Below are 18,809 nucleotides of genomic sequence, written 5' to 3'. Positions count from 1 at the left end.
AAGGCCCTAGCAGGTTGGCCATTCGCGCTGTTCACCGAAATTCATAGGAATTCGGCGAGCTGGGTAAATGACCAACCTCCTAGGGCCATGTGCGGCGTGAGGCGGGTTTAGACCGCGGTGGGTGCCGCGACCATGGGGTAGGGGGCAACTTGCGCCGTGGTGCGGGGGTTCTGGTGTGCTTCGTCGTATGGCGTGGCGGTGGGGGCTGCGGGGTCGTCGCCCGCGGGGGCATCGGGAGCCTCTTGCTGGACCGTCTCGCCCTTCATGAAGGGCTCGATGTACTGGCGCAGCAGCGGCATCGCGGAGTCTGCGAAGGCATTCGAGATGTGGTGCATGTCGCGGTAGACGAAGACGTTGCCGATGATGACGGGGCACTGCGTGTCGTCACAGAACCAGTTGGAGGTATCGATGGCGATCATGTTCTTGTACTTCGCAAGCACAATCGCGGCCGGATCCACTGGGGCGTAGACCTGGTTGCGGTCCATGCTGCACGCGTCCACGTCCTGGGTTGCGACGTAGCACTCGTCAAACTCGCGGCCCACGCCAGCGGCGTCGAAGCCCCACGGGTTATCGCGCAGGCCCATGAACGGAATGTTCTGCTCCGCGAGGTAGTCCCAGAACGCGGCGTAGCCGGCCGGCACGACGTCGGGGCCGTGACCGAAGAAGTCCTGTGGGCGCGTCGTGTTGGAGATGACGAGGTCCGCACCGCCCTCGACGATCTGCGAGACGGCGCCTTCGGCCCAGGTCTTGCACTCCGGGGTGACCGTGACGTCATCGCCCAACTCGATGGGGCAGTCCTGGCGGAGAATCGGAACGAGCTGGAAGTGCATCTCGCGGCCAAGCTTGTCTAGGCCCGAGGCCCATTGCTCGGCGTGGGAACCGCCGACGAGGTAGACCTTGAAGTCCGCATCCTGGTCGCCGAAGATGCACGGCGTGCCGTCGACGCGTTCCGTGTTGTAGAAGTCCGGATCCGCCTGCTTCGCCACGAAGCAATGCGAGGTCGAGGTCGGAGGCATGATGCCGCCCACGAGGATAGGATCCGGCTGGACCGTGACACCCTCTGGGGCCGGGGTGCCGTTGAACGCCATGGCGCCGGGGTAGCGCGCGGGGTCGAGGGTGAGACCCTCGCCGTCGCGGACCTGGGACATCCACACGGGCTGAATAGTAAGCAGTGCAATGGTCGCAGCGCCCATAAGCACGCCGCCCACGCCGCGCCAGGCGCCGGCCGTAGTGCGCAGAGAGGCGAGCGCAGAATTGACCGGCATATCGTCACGCGTCGGGCGCTTGCGGCGCTGGCGCAGCGGACGCTCGAGGAAGCGGTGCGTGAGATCCGCGAGGACGAGCGAGATGGCGATGATGATAACGCCCAGCCACCAGGTGGGGCGCTCCATGCCCAGGTACGCCGTGGACAGGATGAGTAGCGGCCAGTGCCACAGGTAGAGCGGGTAGGCGATGTCGCCGAGCCAGCGTGCCTTCTTCGAGGCCATGGCCTGGGACAGGGATCCGCCGCCGCCCAGAATGATGAGCACGGCACCGCCGAGCGGCAGCAAAGACAGGGGGCCGGGGTAGGCCGTCGTATTCGCGATAAGCGCGCCCGTGCAGATGAGCGCGAGGAGGCCGAAGCCCGTAAAGAAGTTGGAAAAGCGCTGGGGGATGGCCAGCTTTGCGCCGTAGATGGCGAGCACGCCGCCGAGCGTGAGCTCCCACGCACGCGACCACGTAGAGTAGTAGTTTGCGGCCGGGCCGTAGAGACCAAAGCGGCAGGCGTACGCGAAGGACGCGATCGTGACGATAACGAGGATGGGGCCGGCGATCTTCTGCACGGTGAGGGTGCGGCGGCCTAGTGCGCGGACGAGGAGCCCCAGGCCCAGCGCAAGCGCGATGGACATGACATAGAACTGGCCCTGCACGGCCATGGACCACAGGTGCTGCAGCGGCGAGGTGCTTGCCGATGCCGCCGCATAATCGGCGTTCTGCCGTGCCAGCTCCCAGTTCTGGTAGTAGAACACCGTCGCCGTGATCTGCTGGACGAGCTCCGTGCGCAGCAGTTGCGGGGTGAAGAACTTGACGAGGAGGTACGTAGCGCCCACCGTAAGCGCAAGCGCCGGGACCAGGCGGCGCAGCGTGCGCCAGATCGGCCACCACGGGTTAAAGGAGGCATGTGGCTTTTCCACGTAGCGTAGCTGGGAGCCTAGGAAGAAGTAGCCGGAGAGCAACAAGAAGACGTCCACGCCGCCGGAGACGCGTCCCACGAAGACGTGATAGAGAACGACGAGGCCGATCGCGATGCCGCGCAGCCCATCAAGATCGTAACGGTAGCGGAAATTTCGTGTTGATTCTGCCATGGTGTGGGTGGGTCCTGACCTCGTCCTTAGTGCTCCTCCTATAATCCCGTCGCAGGAGACGGGGGAAAGAAAGAGCAGGCAAACGGGAAGCTATAAACTAGGTACGGCCCGTAAGGTTACCTGGCGCATGCATGAAAACCGGAACTGACGCGACGTGATTTCCGGAATTGGCCTGGTTGCCTGTAATATATGTCGGGTTGCCACGCATGTGGCGGCACAATTTGATACTTATCCTGCGTAACGCCCCCACCGCCTACGGACGGCGGGCATGTCACACGCAGGCTAAATCCGAGGGTTGAACCGGCGCGAGCACACGGCTCGCGTGTCTGTACTGCCCAGTGACTACACACAAAGGAGCCAATCATGGCCGTTAAGATTAAGCTGCAGCGTATCGGTAAGATCCGTACCCCTGAGTACCGCGTGATCATCGCTGATGCCCGCACCCGTCGTTCCGGTAAGGCTATCGAGAACATCGGCATCTACTCCCCGAAGCAGCAGCCGTCCCTCATTCAGATCGATTCCGAGCGCGCACAGTACTGGCTGGGCGTCGGCGCACAGCCGACCGAGCCGGTACTCGCTCTGCTGAAGGTCACCGGTGACTGGCAGAAGTTCAAGGGCCTGCCGGGCGCCGAGGGCACCCTCCAGGTTGCCGAGGAGAAGCCGTCCAAGCTTGACCTCTTCAACGCTGCTCTGTCTGAGGCTGCCAACGGCCCGACCCTCGAGGCCATCACCGAGAAGAAGCGCAAGGCCAAGGAAGAGGCCGAGGCTAAGGCTGCTGCTGAGGCTGCTGCCGCCGCCGAGGCTGAGGCCAAGGCTGCCGCTGAGGCTGAGGCTGCTGAGGAAGCTCCGGCTGAGGAGTCCGCAGAGTAATTCTGCTTAAGCGCTACCCCGTAACCGTTCGCAATTGCGGGGTCGCGTGCGTTCTTGCCCATACAATGTGCCCCTAGAGCAGGAACACCCCCCGGATCATTGTCAGACAGGGACAGGAATAGGCCATACGAAGCCAGTGGCTAGTTCCGCTGTCCTTTCGGATGGCGGGAATGGACATAAACCATCAACATAGCCCGCCCACCCGGGTGGACGGGCTATGAATCTTCGGTGCCCTAGGGTGGAACTGCTACCAACGTAATGGGCGCGACGGCCTAGGTATCGTCGTCCGAATCCGGCTGGCCGTCGGGGTAGTTGCGGAACGGGTCGTTGACATCCGCGAAGTCTGTGCCGCGCATGGCAGAGGCGAAGACGCCTTGGGCGAGCTCGTTCTTCATCTCACGCGGCAGATCCGCCATCTGGCCGGTCGTACATAGGACGGTAAAGCCGTGGACCGTGGACCACGCGGCGAGCGCGTTCTGCATGAAGTACTGGAGGTGGCTCACGCCATCCGTGCGCTGGGCATGGATGCGGAAACACTCGGAGAATTCCCGCAGCGCCTGTACGTGCGGCTCGAGATGCTCCTCATCACCGCCGCTGCCGCCCATCACGGTGGGAAGGTCCAAGCCACGTCCGGCGAGCATGCAACGAAACATTTGGGGCTCTTCCATCGCGAAGTTGAAGAGACCCACGCACACGCCATCATACGGTCCGCAACGAGGGGGCGGCTCTCGTGATCGGTGAGGACCACGTTGAGACGCGCGATGAGCTCGTCGACCGCGCGGGTGGATACGGCGTTGAGAAGCTCCTCCTGGTCCGTGTAGTGGCGGTAGGCCGCCGTGGGGGACACACCGACGCGGCGGGTGACTTGGCGAATGGAGATCGCCTCGGGGCCTTCTTCGCGGCCGATCTCTTCGGCGACGCGCAACAACTCGCCCTTGAGGTTCCCGTGGTGATAAGGCTTAGTACTCACAGAAACAGATTATAAGTGTCTCAGGCCAGTGGGTGTTATCGCCAGCTCTTATCGGCTTTATTTACCCGTGTGCATGGTGAGCAGCATGATCGCCTGGCTGTGATCAGAGTCTTCCGGCAGCCGCACCGCATGCGGAAGGTAGGCCGGCAGGTGGACTGCGACACCCGGGTGCAGTTCGTGGGTGTCGCCTTCGCACTCGAAGAGCACAGAGCCCTTGAGGACGTGCACGGTGATGGGATGGGCCGCCTTATGATCCGGCAAGGTCTGGCCGGGCACGAAGGTGAAGACGATGTAGTTGGCGCGGTGTCCGCTGAGGACACGCTTGACTGCGGGGCGCGGGCGGGAGGCATCGGCAGCAGGCGCCTCCGCAAGAAAATCGAGGAAGACGAGTCCGCCGCCCTCGTGCGCGGCGTCGCCGAAGGTCGTCACGTCATTGATGGGCAGGGAGGAAGGGTTTTCTGGAGTTGTCATGTGCCTAGCCTACGGGCTCGCTCTACCGCCTGGTAGGTGTTCTTAGTCGCAGCGAAAGCCTGACCCGATAGAGTAGGCGGCATGGAATTACTCATCGGCCGCGTCATCAAATCGCACGGCATCAAGGGCGAGCTCGTTGTCGAGCCCACGACGGACGAACCGGAGATCCGGTACGCCGTGGGCGAGGTCCTGCATGGCACGCAAGGAAAGAAGGAACACACGCTCACGGTGAAGTCCGTGCGCGAACACAAGGGACGACTCCTTATCTTCTTCGAGGAGATTCAGGATCGCACGACGGCGGATACGCTGCGCGGCACCCAGTTCTTCGCGCCGCCGCTTGACGACCCGGACGATGATGGCTTCTACGACCACGAGCTCGAAGGCCTGCGCGTCATTCACAACGGTGCCGATGTCGGTGAGGTCACCGGTGTCACGCACGGCCCCGCGCAGTCGCTCCTCGAGCTCACTCTCGACGGTGGCAAGGAAGTCTTGGTCCCGTTCGTCGAGGAAATTGTGCCCGACATTGACCTGGAGGCTGGCACGTGCACCATCACTCCGCCAGAGGGGCTGTTCGATCTATGAGGCTCGACGTTGTCACCATCTTTCCCGAGTATCTCGACCCGCTGCGCCACGCGCTGCTGGGCAAAGCCATCGAACAAGGTCGCCTTTCTGTCGGCGTCCACGACCTGCGCGGCTGGGCCACGGACGTCCACAAGTCAGTGGATGACTCGCCGTTTGGCGGCGGCCCTGGCATGGTCATGAAGCCGGAGGTCTGGGGCCCTGCGCTGGATGATGTCGCCGCGGGGACCGCCGCGGCCACTGAACTCGAGTCCTCGCTTCCGCACCTTGCTCGTCCGACGCACGACGATGTTGAGGGCGTTGAGGCAACCCCCTACGAGGGTCGTGACGTGCGTGAAGGCGAAGACCCGTCGTTGCCGCTGCTTATCGTGCCAACTCCCGCTGGAAAGCCTTTCGCGCAGCCCGATGCCCGCGCCTGGTCCCGCGAGGAGCACATCGTCTTCGCATGCGGACGCTACGAAGGCATCGATCAACGCGTCGTCGATGATGCGGCGCACCGGTACCGCGTGCGCGAGGTCTCCATTGGCGACTACGTCCTCATCGGTGGGGAAGTTGCCGTCCTCGTCATCGCCGAGGCCGTCGTACGCCTGATCCCGGGCGTCCTGGGCAATAGACGCTCGCACGAAGAGGATTCCTTCTCCGATGGGCTGCTCGAGGGCCCGAGTTACACCAAGCCCCGCGAATGGCGCGGGCTCGAGGTTCCCGAAGTGCTCACCTCCGGTAACCACGCGCTCGTCGACCGCTGGCACCGCGACCAAGCCCTCAAGCGAACTCTGGAGCGCCGCCCCGAATTGCTGGAAGGCGTGGCGTTGGACATCAAAGACCGCGCTTACTTAAAGGAACTTGGATATGAAGGCTAATACTGATCTCACCGTGCTCATGTCGCCGCAGGACATCGCGGGCCTCGACCTCGCTGCGGCCCTCGCTCCCGAGACGACCGTCGAGCGTGAGTCATGTACCCTCGTCGAGTCCGCCTGCACCCCGGAGAACATCCTGGTGTCCGAATACACTGCGAAGTACGACTCCATGCCGATTACCCAGGGCACGTACCGCCTCACCCTCAACGTGGAGACCGAACTTGCCCCGCGCGCGTTGACGCAGGCCGTCGTCGCGGCCCTGCCGGAGAACGCGCTCTGGTACGGCACCTCCAACGAGGGCCACCTCGCTGACGATGCCTTTGATACGCGTCCCGGCAAGGCGCAGTGCCTGTAGCATGCCGAGCCCCAGCGCTTTCCCCACCCTAACTCTTAAAAATCTGTCAGATTTTCGAAGTTATGGTGGGGAAAGGGCGTTTAGCCTAGTCGTTGAGAAGCTCTTTAACTCCGGCCGCTGCGCGCTTGGCATACGGACCTACGCCGGTTATCGTCGCGGCGCCCGGGCCCACGATGTCGCCGTAGCCCACGAGAAAGAGACCCGGATGGAGCGGCACTGGCGTGCCGCTCGAAGAGTCAAGGACAGCCCGCAGCGCGCGCAGCGCCGGACGGAACCCGGTGCACCAAATCAAGTGATCTGCCTTGACCCGGTCGAGGGAGTCGAACATCGGTGTCGCTTTCAACCTGCCGGAATCACGCGCTTCGAGGATCTCTGGCAGCATGACGATGTCCCCGGTAGGGCCTGGCCCGGGATCCGGCTCGCCGCGCATCAGCGCAATGGCGCGGCGGTGTGCGTCCTCAAAAAGCACGCGCCCGTCCACATCATCCGCCATCCACCGCGGCTCGTGGCGGGTGTACCACGTCACGTCAGCGACGCGGGTGAGCTCCGCTGCGATCTGCGCGCCTGAGTTCTTCGCGCCGACGACGGCGACGCGCGTGCCCTCAAAAGGCTGAGGTCCGGGGTAGCGGGCCGAATGCCATTGGGTCCCGTCGAAGGCGCCGGGGACGAAGGGCACGTACGGCGCGGACCACGTGCCCGTCGCTGCGACGACGGTGCGCGCCTCCATCGCGCCGACGGAGGTCTCCAGCGCATAGGAGCAACCAGTCCACGACAAGGAGGACACGTGTACGGGCCGGTGCACCTCGAAGCCGTAGCGCTCCTCGTATTTCTCTAGGTATGCAATGACGTGACTGGCTGGCGGGAAACCGTCATAGTGCGGCATAGGCATGCCCGGCAGATTAGAAAAGCTCGCCAAGCTAAACAGCGTCATGGACGGCCACACATGGCGCCACGCCGCGCCGGGGCCGTTCTGATCGTCGAGAATGAGCGGTTCGATTCCAGCTCGGCGCAGGTAGTACGCGGTCGCGAGTCCGGCTTGGCCGCCGCCGATGACGATGCAATCCCTCATACAGATCGAGTCTAAAGCGACCGGTAGAATCAGGCGAATGATTGCAGCTACCATTGCACAAGAAATCGGGGTACGCGAGTCCCAGGTCGAGGCAGCGCTCAAGCTGCTCGCCGAGGGCAATACCGTGCCGTTTATTGCGCGTTATCGCAAGGAAGTCACCGGCGGGCTCGACGACAGTCAGCTGCGCACCATCGAGGAGCGTGCGACGTACCTGCGTGAACTCGAGGAGCGCAAGGAGACGGTGCTTGCCGCCATCGAGGAGCAGGGCAAGCTCACGGACGACCTCAAGGCGCTCATTCTCGGCTGCGAGACCAAGGCGCGCCTGGAGGACCTGTATCTGCCGTACAAAAAGCGCCGCAAGACCAAGGCGGACATCGCGCGCGAGGCTGGCCTCGAGCCGCTCACCGATAAGCTGATCGAGAATCCGACCGCGGACCCGGCCGAGCTGGCGGAACACTACAAGACCGAGGGCTTCGAAGACACGAAGAAGGCCCTCGAGGGCGCCCGTGCCATCCTCATCGACCGTTTCGCACTCGACGCGGACCTCGTCGGCGAGGTCCGCGAGAAGATGTTTACCGACGGCACCATGACCGCTGGCGTTGTTGCGGGCAAGGAGCAGGAAGGCGTGAAGTTCAAGGATTACTTCGGGTTCTCTGAGCCTTTCGACAAGCTGCCGTCCCACCGAATCCTCGCGCTCCTGCGCGGTGAGAGCGAAGGCATCCTGCAACTGAACCTCGACGCGGGCGACGATGCGCAGTACGAGGGACTCATTGCCGACCGCTTCGACTTGGATGTCAAGGACTCGAAATGGCTGTCTGACGCCGTCCATTGGGGCTGGCGCACCAAGCTCTACATCTCGTCTGGCCTCGACGTGCGCATGCGCCTCAAAGAAATCGCTGAAGAGGGCGCGCTCAAGGTCTTCGCCACGAACCTGCGCGACGTCCTGCTTGCTGCCCCCGCCGGCCAGCGCGCGACCCTGGGCATCGACCCGGGCTACCGCAATGGCGTGAAGTGCGCGGTCGTGGACCCCACCGGCAAGGTGCTCGACACCGCGATTGTGTATCCGCACCAGCCGCAGAACCGCTGGAACGACGCCGTGCAGACCCTCGCCGGGCTCTGCGCGACGCACTCCGTCGATCTCATGGCCGTGGGCAACGGTACCGCGTCCCGTGAGTCCGAGAAGATGGCCAACGAAGTCGCGGACCTCATCGCGAAGGCCGGCGGCAAGCGCCCCACGCCCGTCGTGGTCTCCGAGTCCGGCGCCTCCGTGTACTCCGCCTCGCAACTGGCCGCCGATGAATTCCCGGACATGGACGTTTCCCTCCGCGGCGCCGTGTCAATCGCGCGCCGCCTCCAGGACCCGCTCGCGGAGCTCGTCAAGATCGACCCCAAGGCTATCGGCGTGGGGCAGTACCAGCACGACGTGAACCAGACCGCGCTTGCTCGCACCCTAGACGGTGTGGTCGAGGACGCCGTCAACGGCGTGGGCGTGGACCTCAACACGGCCTCGGCCCCGCTGCTTGAGCGCGTCGCCGGCGTGAACTCCACCATCGCGGGCAATATCGTTGCTTACCGTGACGAGAACGGTTCCTTTGCTTCGCGCAAGGAACTCAAGAAGGTCCCGCGACTTGGCCCCAAGGCGTTCGAGCAGGCCGCCGGCTTCCTCCGCATTACCGGCGGCACGGATCCCCTCGACGCGTCCGCCGTCCACCCGGAGGCCTACCCGGTCGTCGCTCGCATCGCTGAGTCCACCGGCCTGGGAGTTGGCGAACTCATCGGCAACTCCGCCGTCCTCACCAAGCTCAAGCCCGCGGATTTCGCGGACGAGACCTTCGGCGTGCCCACCGTCACCGATATCATTGCGGAGCTCGACAAACCCGGCCGCGACCCGCGCCCAGAGTTCAAGACCGCGTCCTTCAAGGAGGGCGTCGAGAAGGTCTCTGACCTGAAGCCGGGCATGATCCTCGAGGGCACCGTCACCAACGTCGCGGCCTTCGGCGCCTTCGTTGACGTGGGAGTCCACCAGGACGGCCTCGTCCACGTCTCCGCGATGAGCGACAAGTTTATCTCGGACCCGCATGAGGTCGTTCGCTCCGGCCAAGTCGTCAAGGTTAAGGTCATGGAGGTCGACGTCGAGCGTCAGCGCATCGGTTTGTCGCTGCGTCTTAATGACGAGCCGGGTCAGCCTGCGCCGAAAAAGCGCGGCGGGGGCCGCCAAGGCGGCCCGAAGAGCAAGGGCGGCAATAAGCAGTCCCGTGGCAACCAGGGCGGCGGCTCGCTTGCCGATGCCCTCCGCAACGCAGGCTTTGGCCGCTAGCTCGCCGCTTCAAGATTAAAGCGGGGTAGAGTCGTGGAAAACACACTAACTGTAAGGAGTTTTCCATGACCACCATCGGCATGACCGGCGCGACCGGCCAGCTCGGCGCGCTCACCGTCGTCGCACTCATGAATCGAGGCGTGCAGCCCGGCGATATCCGCGGCATGGGCCGTCACGAGGGCAAGCTGCAGGCACTCGCCGACGTGGGTCTGCAGACCGCCGTCGTGGACTACCACGATCCGGCGACCCTCGACGCCGCGCTCGATGGCGTCGAGACGCTCATCTTCATCTCCGGCTCCGAGGTGGGCCAGCGCGAGCAGCAGCACGCCAACGTCATCGACGCAGCCGAGAAGGCCGGCGTGAAGGAGATCATCTACACCTCGGCGACCCGCGCGGATAACTCTCCGCTCTTCGTCGCGCCGGAGCACAAGGCGACGGAGGAGCGTCTCGCTGCTTCGCCGATTACCACGACGATTGCTCGCAACAACTGGTACAACGAGAACTACCTCGACGCCTACCAGCTCGTCGTCGCCCGCGGTGCACACTTTGCCCACTCCGGCGACGGCACGATCGCATCCGCTTCCCGCAAGGACTACGCGGAGGCGCTCGCTGTTCTCGCCACGACGGATGAGCACCGTGGCGAAACCCTCGAGCTCGGCGGCCAGACCGCCTGGACCGCGCTCGAATTCGCCCAGACCGTCGCTGACGTCTCGGGCCAGCAAATCGAGTTCCTCGAGTCCGACGAGGATGGCCACCGCGCCAAGCTCGAGGCCGAAGGCGTCGACGAAGGCACCATGGGCTTCCTGCTTGGCATGGACACCGCCGTGGCCCAGGGCGGCCTCGACGGCCCGTCCGAGACCCTGGCTCAGCTCATCGGCCACGACACGACGACGTTGGAGCAGACCTTCCGCGAGGAAATCGCTGGCTAGTCGTCCATCGTTTGACGCGCAGGGGCACCCCGACGGCGCGGAGCGACTTCACGATCTCGGTGAGCTGCGATCGGTCGAGAAGGCGGCGATGGTTTCAGGGCTGTCGAGATAGTCGGTCACCGACCAAGACTTGAGCTCGATAGACATGCCACTGGTTTAGCTAGGAACCGAGGACACGCGCTCCGCCGTCAATGTTGTGTAGGCGTGCACCGCACGTGTTCGCGAGCTCCTCGTAACGCAGTGCGAAAGCGGCGGACTTCTTGCCCAGAGCACACAGGACTCCCACGTCGTCGGCGTCGAGCTCTCGGAGGGCGTTGGCGACGTGGGCGTCGTCGTGGATGCGGGAGAGTGGCAGCTCAACGAGACGTGTGCCGGGCGGGGGCGTGAGCTCAACCAAGAGTCGCTCCTCGTATTCGCGGATATCGAGAACCGCGCCGGGCCATCGCGCGATAGCGCTAGTCTTCTGTGCTTCCGGCAGGTGGGTGACGAGTGGGCGCGCCGGGTCTGCGCCCACGGTGAGCGTGCGGAACTGGGGCGGGAAGGCGTCGTAGCTCGTCACCCGTCCGACCGGTGCGTCGAGTTCAGAGAGAAACCCCAAGGCCGTGGTCGCCATGAGTCCGCCCACGACGGATGTCGTCGCGCCGAGGACGCCGGCGGTCTCGCACGTCGCGGTGTCTGACGGCGGGGAGGGGAGGAGATCACGCAGGCCCACGCCACGACCGTCCGGGGTGTGGGCGCCGGAATGGAAGAGCGCGACGTCGCCGTGGAAGCGTAGGACTGTGCCCCAGACGAGCGGGGTCGACGTCATCTCGCAGGCGTCCGCGACCAGATACTTCGTTGCATAGGTGTCACTGCCGTCGAGGACGAGGTCTGCCACGGCGACGAGGTCGAGCGCGTTGTCTGAAGTGAGACGCTCGCGTCGCGCGTCGATCTGCACGCCGGGCTGGAGGTCGCGTACTCGGGCGGCTGCGACCTCCGCCTTGGGGCGACCAACGTCCGCTGCACCAAAGAGCACCTGCCGGTGGATGTTTGTCAGATCCACGACGTCGTCATCGACGAGCGTGAGCTTGCCAATGCCTCCTGCTACCAGCTGCTGCAGTGCCGGGCAGCCCAGGCCGCCAGCGCCCACGACGAGGACGTGTGCGTTGTGGAGTCGTTGCTGCGCGTCGCGACCGATGAGCAGGGTTTGGCGGGCGGTCCGACGTTCTTCCTCCGGAGATAAGGGCGTCACAGAACCGCCTCTTGCCACGACGCGAAGCCCTCGAAGGTGGAGGAAGCTTGGGCATGTTCGCGCTTCGGAATGCGGCCAGCGTCGCGCGCAAGAAGGCCGGATTCAACTGCGAGGCGCATGGCGTTCGCCATGGCCGTCGGATCCTGGCAGCGGTTGACGGCGCTGGCGAGGAGGACACCGGAGCAGCCGAGCTCCATGGCGCGGGCGGCATCGGAAGCTGTGCCAATACCGGCGTCGATGAGGACGGGAACCTGCGCGCGGGAGCAGATGAGCTCGATATTGTGCGGGTTGAGGATGCCTAGTCCCGTGCCGATGGGTGCGCCGAGCGGCATCACTGCGGCGGCGCCGGCGTCCTCGAGGCGCTGTGCTGCGGCCGGGTCGTCGCTGGTGTACGCGAGAACTGTGAAGCCCTCGGCGACGAGGAGCTCGGTGGCGTCGAGGGTCTCCACGATATCGGGAAGCAGCGTGTGCTCGTCCGTGATGACCTCGACCTTCACCCAGTTCGTGCCGAGCGCCTCGCGGGCGAGCTGTGCCGTGAGCACGGCGTCGCGGGCCGTGCGGCAGCCCGCCGTATTGGGCAGCGGTGCGATACCCAGTCGCTTGAGCAGCCCGAAGACGGACTCGCCGCCGGCGTGAGGGTTGAAGCGGCGCATGGCGACGGTGGTGAGCTGCGTGCCCGAAGCCGCGAGCGCGGACTCGAGGGCGTCGAAGCTCGTGGCGCCGCCGGTACCCATGATGAGGTGGGAGTCGAAGTTCTTATCAGCGATGGTGAGCATTCTTAGCCTCCTTGGACGGCGGTGAGTAAGTCAACGGTCGCGCCGGGTTCGAGCGCTGTGTGCCACCCCGACTTGGGCACGACGCGGGCATTGATAGCGGCGGCAGTGCCGTCCTCAGGCGCGCCGAGTTCGGTGATGAGCTCGGCGAGTGTTGTGGCGTTGGTCTCGTGTGGGGAGCCATTGAGGGTGATGTGCATGGTTAGTCCTTATGCCGAAGCGGATGGCAGGCGGTGAGGTCGAGAGTGAGAGGCTGCTCTTCGATGAGCTCGCGGGTCATGCGAGCAGCGAGAGCGGAGAGCAGGATGCCGTGCCGGAAGTAGCCGGTGGAAACGATGATCTGTGGCGCGTGCGGGAGGCGCCCGAGGTAGGGGAGATCGTCGGGCGTGCCGGGGCGGGCGCCGGTGGTGACTTCGAGGAGTTCGCATTCCTCGAGGCCGGGGACGACGCGGATGGCGTCGCGGAGCAGGTCGTAGACGCTGCCGACGCGGCGGGGAAGGTCGTCTTCGCGGGTTGTCGCTCCCACTGCGATGGTGCCGTCGACGCGGGGGATGACGTAGAGGGGGCGGTCCTCGACGAAGCCGCGGACAACGCGAGTGACAAGCGGCTGGAGAGACTCGGGTACGCGGAGACGCAGAATGTCGCCATAGACGGGACGCAGCTGAAGCGGGTTCGTGTCCTCGTACCAGCCGTTGATGTGGGCGGCGCCGAGTCCGGCTGCGAGCACCACAGCGTTAGCGTGGTGGGTGCCCTGGTCGGTGGTGACCTCGCCGTCTGGGGTGATACGGGTGACACGCTCGGTGCGGACGTCGGCGCCGAGATTGCGCACGGCGTCGAGGGCGGCCGCGGCGAACATCCGCGGGAAGAGCTGCGTGTCGCCGGGGATGGAGACGGCACCGGCGAGACGCGGGGAGAGCGCAGGCTCCATGGAACGGGCGGCTCGGGTCGTGATGCGTTCGACCTCCATGCCGTGGGCGGTCTGGTAGTCGAGCAGTTCGGAGAGATGTTGCGCGTCCGCGCGGTCCGCGGCGACGACGAGGGTGCCCTCGGTGCGGTATCCGGTGGGCAGGTCCGTGTGCGCTGCGACGAGTTCGATAAGCCGCGGGTGCCAGGCGCCGGCCGCCTGCATGAGCGGGAAGAGCGGGTCTTGCTGATAGACGACCTCGGCGGCGGGCGCAAGCATGCCGCCAGCGTGGTGCGTGGCGCCGGAGGCAGGCGCGGGATCAAGAACCGTGACGTTGTGGCCGGCGTTCGCGAGCTCGACGGCGGTGGTGAGCCCAACGATGCCGGCACCGACGATGACGACGCGGCTCATGCGTTCTTCTCCGAGAACGCGTCGCGGATCCGCGTGCAGTAGGCGGCCGGATCGTCGGCATGCATGATGCCGCGGACGACGGCGACGCCCGCGACGCCGGTGCCGGCGAGGTCGGCTGCGTCGTCAGCAGTGACGTCGCCGATAGCGACGACGGGCAGCTGCGAGGCGGCGACGATGGCGGGATAGCCCTCGAGCCCCAGCGGTGGGCGGCCGGAGTCCTTTGTGGGGGTGGCACGGAAAGGACCGCAGCCGACGTAGTCGAGGACGTCCGCGTACTGGTTGGCATCCTCGATGAGGGCCAGGGTGCCGGTGGTGAGCCCGATGAGGGCGTCGGGGCCGAGGAGCGCGCGGGCCGCGCGGACGGGGAGATCGTCCTGACCCAGGTGGACACCGGCGACGGGAAAGCCCGCCTCGCGCAGGGCGAGGGCGACGTCGACGCGGTCGTCGATGACGACGGCGGTGTCTGGATTCGCGGCGTGGACGGCGGTGGATACCGCCGCACCCAGGTCATAGAGATCGCGCGCCGAAATGGGTTTCGAACGTACCTGGATGACCCCGGCCCCACCTGAAGCGGCTGCGGCGGCGCGGCGGGCGAGGGCACCGGCAGGCTCGGAGCCTGTGACAAAGTAACAGCGCAGATCGGCGCGCATGGATTAAACCTCCTGGTAGATTTCGGAGCCGGCGGCGCGGAATTCGGCGGCTTTGAGGGCTTCTCCTGCTGCTTCTGCGGACGCGCCAGCGGGCGCAGGCATGGTGGGCATGCCGAGCTTCGCGCCGAAGGTGTCGCGAATGTCCTGGCTGATGCGCATGGAGCAGAACTTCGGGCCGCACATGGAACAGAAGTGGGCGGTCTTCGCAGGCTCGGCCGGCAGGGTTTCGTCGTGGTAGGCCTGCGCGGTATCCGGATCGAGGGAGAGCGCGAACTGGTCGTGCCAGCGGAACTCGAAGCGGGCCTTGCTCATCGCGTCGTCCCAGGCGCGGGCTCCGGGATGACCTTTGGCGACATCGGCGGCATGGGCCGCCAACTTATACGTAATCACGCCGGTCTTCACGTCGTCGCGGTTGGGCAGGCCGAGGTGCTCCTTCGGCGTGACGTAGCAGAGCATCGCCGTGCCGCCCATCGCGATGTGGGCCGCACCGATGGCCGAGGTGATGTGGTCGTAGCCGGGCGCGATATCGGTGACGAGGGGACCGAGGGTATAGAAGGGGGCATCGGAAGCCCAGTCCTGCTCCAGCTCGTTGTTTTCCTGAATCATATTGAGCGGGACGTGGCCGGGGCCCTCGACCATGACCTGGACGTCGTACTCCCAGGCGCGACGGGTGAGCTCGCCGATGGTCTTCAGCTCCGCAAACTGCGCGGTGTCATTGGCGTCCGCGAGGCAGCCGGGGCGCAGGCCGTCGCCGAGGGAGAAGGCGACGTCGTAGCGGGAGAAGATCTCGCAGAGCTCGTCGAAGTTCTCATAAAGGAAGGATTCCTTGTGGTGGGCGAGGCACCAGCCGGCCATGATGGAACCGCCGCGGCTGACGATGCCGGTGACGCGCTCGGTGGTGAGCGGAATGTAGGGAAGCAACACGCCGGCGTGGATGGTCATGTAGTCCACGCCTTGCTCGCATTGCTCGATGACGGTGTCACGGAAGATCTCCCAGGTGAGGTCCTCCGCGATGCCGTTTACCTTTTCCAGTGCCTGGTAGATGGGCACCGTGCCGATGGGGACGGGGGAGTTGCGCAGGATCCACTCGCGGGTCGTGTGGATATCGTCGCCCGTGGAGAGATCCATGACGGTGTCCGCGCCCCAGCGGGTGGCCCAGCGCAGCTTCGACACTTCTTCCTCGATGGAGCTTGTGACCGCCGAGTTGCCGATGTTGGCGTTGATCTTGGTGAGGAACTTCCGGCCGATGATCATGGGCTCGGACTCGGGGTGGTTGATGTTGTTGGGGATGATGGCGCGCCCGCGGGCGACCTCGGAGCGGACGAACTCTGGATCGCAGTGCTCGCGCAGGGCGACGAATTCCATTTCCTTGGTGATAATGCCCTGGCGGGCGTAGTGCATTTGGGTGACGCGCTGGGTTCCCCGCTTTGGAGCGCGGCGTTCGCCCTTCCATTCCTGGGACGCGGCACCACGCTTCTGGGCAGACTTGCCGTCGTCAGCGAGATCGCGTGCGCGGCCCTCGTATTCTTCGGTGTCGTTACGCTCTTCGATCCACGCTTTCCGCAGGGGCGGAAGCCCTTGCGTGGGATCGCACTCCGGGCCGCGGGTGCGGTAGATGCGGAAAGGCTCGTTGGGGCCGGTGGGGGAGTCGTCGAGTCGGATTTCGGTTTCCGGGACCTCGAGACCCTTCTCACGGATCGGCGAGTAGGAGTGCTTGGGGTGGATTTCTTGCTCATGGGTAGCCGACATGGGCCTGACCTCTCTTCCTTCGCTGGTGCTAACCAGACAGGTTCGAACGGTGCGGCCGCGGTTCCAGCGGCCATCTCAGCCCGCTTCCATGCGGGCTCCCGTGGGGATAAGTGCAAGTCCTAGACTAAACACAAGGCCTCGGGTTTGTCAGCGATTTGAGAGATTTTGTTTGGGTGCAGGGGTTATGGAACAATAGATGGCTGTTCTATGTAACAGGCACGAACCGGTCAGCTTCCGTGCGGAAGCGCTTGGGTCCTCTGTCTCAAATTGAAAAGGAAAATCAATGACCAACAAGATTGATCTGCTGGACAAGGCCTCGCTGCGCGAGGATATCCCGAACTTCCGCCCGGGCGATACCCTTGACGTCAACGTCAAGGTCATCGAGGGCACCACCGAGCGTACCCAGCTGTTCAAGGGTGTCTGCATCCGCCGCCAGGGCGCTGGCATCCGCGAGACCTTCACCGTCCGTAAGGTCTCCTTCGGTATCGGCGTCGAGCGTACCTTCCCGGTGCACTCCCCGAACATCGCCTCCATCGAGGTCGTTCGCCGTGGCCGTGTCCGCCGTGCGAAGCTGTACTACCTGCGCGACCTGCGTGGCAAGAAGGCTCGCATCAAGGAGCGCCGCTAGTTCTAGCGCGCTGTTACCGCCTCGTCTCCTGTACTGGAGCGGGGCGGTTTCGCCGTTTTATGTGGGGCTCCGCGGCACGGCTTAGAATTCCCTCGTGACTGCCTCTGCTCTCCGCTCTGTGCTTGCCTGCCTTCGGGTCGCTGCGATTGCCGTGCTTTCGGTGCATGCGACCCCGCGCGCGGTCGCACGCCAGTGCACGGCCATTCACGTTCTGCAGGCGGCCGGCACGGGATTTAGCGCGCGGTATTACACCGCGGAGCCGGTGGGGCTCGACTTCAGCGGGTGGAATCCCGTGGATACGCTCCAGATTCGTCTCGGCGCAGATGATGTGAGCGGTACGAATATCCAATATCCGGCCTCCCTCGGCCGATTCAGCGCTTTCCAACCCAACGCGCTGGGTTCGGAAGCCGCGACCTATGGTGAATCCGTGCGTGCAGGCGTCGAGGACGCGCGCCGCGAGCTCGAGTACGTCGAGCGTGCGTGCCCTTCCACGCGCTACATGGTGATTGGCTACTCCCAGGGTGCCTCGGTCGCCGGTGATATCGCCGCAGAGATTTCCGCCGGCCGCGTGAAGGACGTGACGCCTGACGATGTCGCCGCGGTCATCCTTGTTGCCGACCCCGGCCGCGCACGGCTCGGCGCCCCACCGGCACGACCCGCAAAGCTCTACGGTCCGGTGCCCGCGGGCACACGCGCGGCGAATGGCGAGATCATCCTCGACGGCGGGACGGGCGTGAGCGCTGGTCGCGAGGGCATGACCGGCCAGCGCCCCGGAAACTTCGCAGGCATGGAGGGCAAGGTTGTCTCCCTGTGCAATAACACGGACATGGCATGCGCGACTCCCTCGGACACCATCGTGCGCGATATCGCAGACTACGCCAATCGCGTCGAATGGGAAGGCCCCTCGGATACGTTAACGCCCCGCGTGGTGGAAGCGCTTCCTCGCCGGGATGTCAGAGGGCAAAGAAGTGGGCGCGGCCCTAGACGAGTCGGGTGCGTCCATCCTCCAGGTGCCCGCACTCGTGGCGACCGTGGCGGAGCTGTCCCAGTACTACCTGATTCTCGAGTCGCATACGCACCCGGGACTGTCTATTGAGCAGCTCGTGGGCATCGGGCTCATCGCGGCGTTGCCCAACCTTGCGTATGAGGGCGCGATGTCGGACTACCTCATCCCGGTGCTTGAGGGCGCGTCCGAGCCGCTGAACTCGATAAGTCCTGAGGCGGGCGCCTGGTTCGACGTAGCAGTCGAGGGCTTCAAGGCCGTCGATGCCGCCGAGTCCGTCTACTGGCAGGCCTATCACCTGGGACTCGTGCCGAAGCTGGACACGCCCACGCAGCTGCGCCAGCGCGCGGCCAAGCAGGTCACGACGCAGCTCGTCGCGCAGCTTCAACACGCCGCGGGTCTCGACGCGGCGATGGCGGATCCAGCCAACCAAGGAACCATCAACTCGCTGCGCGTCGCTGGCGACTTCGGCTATACGCACGTGTCCTACTTCGAGCAGGGCTTCTACGTTGACGGCAAGCTTGGCCGCGACTGGGCGGACGAGTGGCTGCTCGAGGTCGCGCGGGGAGTGCTGCGGGAGCGCTCAGCGTCGCGCTGACTCGATGCGTGTTACCCAAAAGGTGTGAGGCAGAAGGTTTATTTCCCCCTCTGGAGGGGCGAAATACACCTTGTGGCGTACACCCTTTGCTACAGCAGCA

At 65.0% G+C, this 18,809-nt stretch carries 20 protein-coding genes and 1 riboswitch; of the genes, 9 read left to right on the top strand and 11 right to left on the bottom strand.

Annotated features, from left to right (window positions below):
- Positions 1–107: 107 nt before the first annotated feature.
- Entirely contained in the window at positions 108–2,345 is a 2,238-nt protein-coding gene (locus ABJ196_RS09745) for an acyltransferase family protein (protein ID WP_347306632.1), read from the bottom strand.
- Positions 2,346–2,708: 363 nt separating this feature from the next.
- On the opposite strand from ABJ196_RS09745, the gene rpsP reads away from it, so the two are divergent.
- Positions 2,709–3,215, top strand: a complete 507-nt coding sequence (gene rpsP / locus ABJ196_RS09740) for a 30S ribosomal protein S16 (RefSeq protein ID WP_066486968.1) — start codon at positions 2,709–2,711, stop codon at positions 3,213–3,215.
- A 272-nt stretch (positions 3,216–3,487) separates the two neighbouring features.
- Here the strand turns inward: rpsP and ABJ196_RS09735 are convergent, their stop codons facing one another.
- Genes ABJ196_RS09735 through ABJ196_RS09725 form a run of 3 tightly spaced genes read right to left on the bottom strand, consistent with a single transcriptional unit; the run spans position 3,488 to position 4,656 of the window.
- On the bottom strand, positions 3,488–3,856 hold the full coding sequence (locus tag ABJ196_RS09735) for a hypothetical protein (RefSeq protein ID WP_347306630.1): 369 nt from the start codon (positions 3,854–3,856) through the stop codon (positions 3,488–3,490).
- Positions 3,820–4,185: a TetR/AcrR family transcriptional regulator gene (locus tag ABJ196_RS09730; protein WP_347306628.1), complete on the bottom strand. Its 366-nt coding sequence runs from the start codon at positions 4,183–4,185 to the stop codon at positions 3,820–3,822. The genes ABJ196_RS09735 and ABJ196_RS09730 overlap by 37 nt, the downstream gene beginning before the upstream one ends.
- 57 nt (positions 4,186–4,242) lie before the next feature.
- Positions 4,243–4,656, bottom strand: a complete 414-nt coding sequence (locus ABJ196_RS09725; protein WP_347306626.1) for a cupin domain-containing protein — start codon at positions 4,654–4,656, stop codon at positions 4,243–4,245.
- A gap of 81 nt (positions 4,657–4,737) precedes the next feature.
- On the opposite strand from ABJ196_RS09725, the gene rimM reads away from it, so the two are divergent.
- Genes rimM through ABJ196_RS09710 form a run of 3 tightly spaced genes read left to right on the top strand, consistent with a single transcriptional unit; the run spans position 4,738 to position 6,447 of the window.
- Complete coding sequence (gene rimM, locus ABJ196_RS09720) at positions 4,738–5,238, top strand: ribosome maturation factor RimM (RefSeq protein WP_347306624.1); 501 nt, start codon at positions 4,738–4,740, stop codon at positions 5,236–5,238.
- The gene (gene trmD, locus ABJ196_RS09715; protein WP_347306622.1) at positions 5,235–6,095 is read left to right on the top strand and encodes a tRNA (guanosine(37)-N1)-methyltransferase TrmD; all 861 of its coding nucleotides are present in this window, start codon (positions 5,235–5,237) and stop codon (positions 6,093–6,095) included. Before rimM ends, trmD begins: the two co-directional genes overlap by 4 nt.
- Positions 6,085–6,447: a hypothetical protein gene (locus ABJ196_RS09710; protein WP_347306620.1), complete on the top strand. Its 363-nt coding sequence runs from the start codon at positions 6,085–6,087 to the stop codon at positions 6,445–6,447. Before trmD ends, ABJ196_RS09710 begins: the two co-directional genes overlap by 11 nt.
- Before the next feature lie 85 nt (positions 6,448–6,532).
- Here the strand turns inward: ABJ196_RS09710 and ABJ196_RS09705 are convergent, their stop codons facing one another.
- Positions 6,533–7,516: an FAD-dependent oxidoreductase gene (locus ABJ196_RS09705; RefSeq protein WP_347306618.1), complete on the bottom strand. Its 984-nt coding sequence runs from the start codon at positions 7,514–7,516 to the stop codon at positions 6,533–6,535.
- Between the two features lie 37 nt (positions 7,517–7,553).
- Between ABJ196_RS09705 and ABJ196_RS09700 the strand changes: the two genes are divergently transcribed.
- Positions 7,554–9,833 (top strand): Tex family protein, encoded by a 2,280-nt coding sequence (locus ABJ196_RS09700; RefSeq protein WP_347306616.1) that lies wholly within the window; start codon positions 7,554–7,556, stop codon positions 9,831–9,833.
- A 65-nt stretch (positions 9,834–9,898) separates the two neighbouring features.
- Positions 9,899–10,762 carry an NAD(P)H-binding protein gene (locus ABJ196_RS09695; RefSeq protein WP_347306614.1) on the top strand — a complete coding sequence of 288 codons (864 nt, stop codon included), beginning with the start codon at positions 9,899–9,901 and terminating at the stop codon, positions 10,760–10,762.
- A 160-nt stretch (positions 10,763–10,922) separates the two neighbouring features.
- Here ABJ196_RS09695 and ABJ196_RS09690 read toward each other — a convergent pair whose 3' ends face one another.
- The 6 genes from ABJ196_RS09690 to thiC form a co-directional block, all read right to left on the bottom strand.
- Positions 10,923–11,993: a ThiF family adenylyltransferase gene (locus tag ABJ196_RS09690; protein ID WP_347306612.1), complete on the bottom strand. Its 1,071-nt coding sequence runs from the start codon at positions 11,991–11,993 to the stop codon at positions 10,923–10,925.
- Entirely contained in the window at positions 11,990–12,769 is a 780-nt protein-coding gene (locus tag ABJ196_RS09685; protein WP_347306610.1) for a thiazole synthase, read from the bottom strand. The genes ABJ196_RS09690 and ABJ196_RS09685 overlap by 4 nt, the downstream gene beginning before the upstream one ends.
- Before the next feature lie 2 nt (positions 12,770–12,771).
- Positions 12,772–12,966 carry a sulfur carrier protein ThiS gene (gene thiS / locus ABJ196_RS09680; RefSeq protein WP_347306608.1) on the bottom strand — a complete coding sequence of 65 codons (195 nt, stop codon included), beginning with the start codon at positions 12,964–12,966 and terminating at the stop codon, positions 12,772–12,774.
- 2 nt (positions 12,967–12,968) lie between these two features.
- On the bottom strand, positions 12,969–14,081 hold the full coding sequence (gene thiO / locus ABJ196_RS09675; RefSeq protein WP_347306606.1) for a glycine oxidase ThiO: 1,113 nt from the start codon (positions 14,079–14,081) through the stop codon (positions 12,969–12,971).
- Positions 14,078–14,731: a thiamine phosphate synthase gene (locus ABJ196_RS09670; protein WP_347306604.1), complete on the bottom strand. Its 654-nt coding sequence runs from the start codon at positions 14,729–14,731 to the stop codon at positions 14,078–14,080. Before ABJ196_RS09670 ends, thiO begins: the two co-directional genes overlap by 4 nt.
- Positions 14,732–14,734: 3 nt before the next feature.
- The gene (gene thiC / locus ABJ196_RS09665) at positions 14,735–16,480 is read right to left on the bottom strand and encodes a phosphomethylpyrimidine synthase ThiC (protein WP_347306602.1); all 1,746 of its coding nucleotides are present in this window, start codon (positions 16,478–16,480) and stop codon (positions 14,735–14,737) included.
- Positions 16,477–16,592, bottom strand: a riboswitch (TPP riboswitch). (Overlaps the previous gene by 4 nt.)
- A 171-nt stretch (positions 16,593–16,763) precedes the next feature.
- Between thiC and rplS the strand changes: the two genes are divergently transcribed.
- From rplS to ABJ196_RS09650, 3 genes are all read left to right on the top strand, one after another.
- Complete coding sequence (gene rplS, locus ABJ196_RS09660; protein ID WP_066486884.1) at positions 16,764–17,108, top strand: 50S ribosomal protein L19; 345 nt, start codon at positions 16,764–16,766, stop codon at positions 17,106–17,108.
- A gap of 94 nt (positions 17,109–17,202) precedes the next feature.
- The gene (locus tag ABJ196_RS09655; protein WP_347306600.1) at positions 17,203–18,204 is read left to right on the top strand and encodes a cutinase family protein; all 1,002 of its coding nucleotides are present in this window, start codon (positions 17,203–17,205) and stop codon (positions 18,202–18,204) included.
- Positions 18,131–18,709, top strand: coding sequence for a hypothetical protein (locus ABJ196_RS09650; RefSeq protein ID WP_347306598.1), 579 nt, complete (start codon positions 18,131–18,133; stop codon positions 18,707–18,709). Before ABJ196_RS09655 ends, ABJ196_RS09650 begins: the two co-directional genes overlap by 74 nt.
- Positions 18,710–18,809 lie beyond the last annotated feature (100 nt).

This window comes from Corynebacterium sp. SA-MJD20WY100 (assembly GCF_039822565.1).
Lineage (GTDB): Bacteria > Actinomycetota > Actinomycetes > Mycobacteriales > Mycobacteriaceae > Corynebacterium > Corynebacterium phoceense_A.
This window is presented reverse-complemented; position numbering and strand designations above follow the sequence as displayed.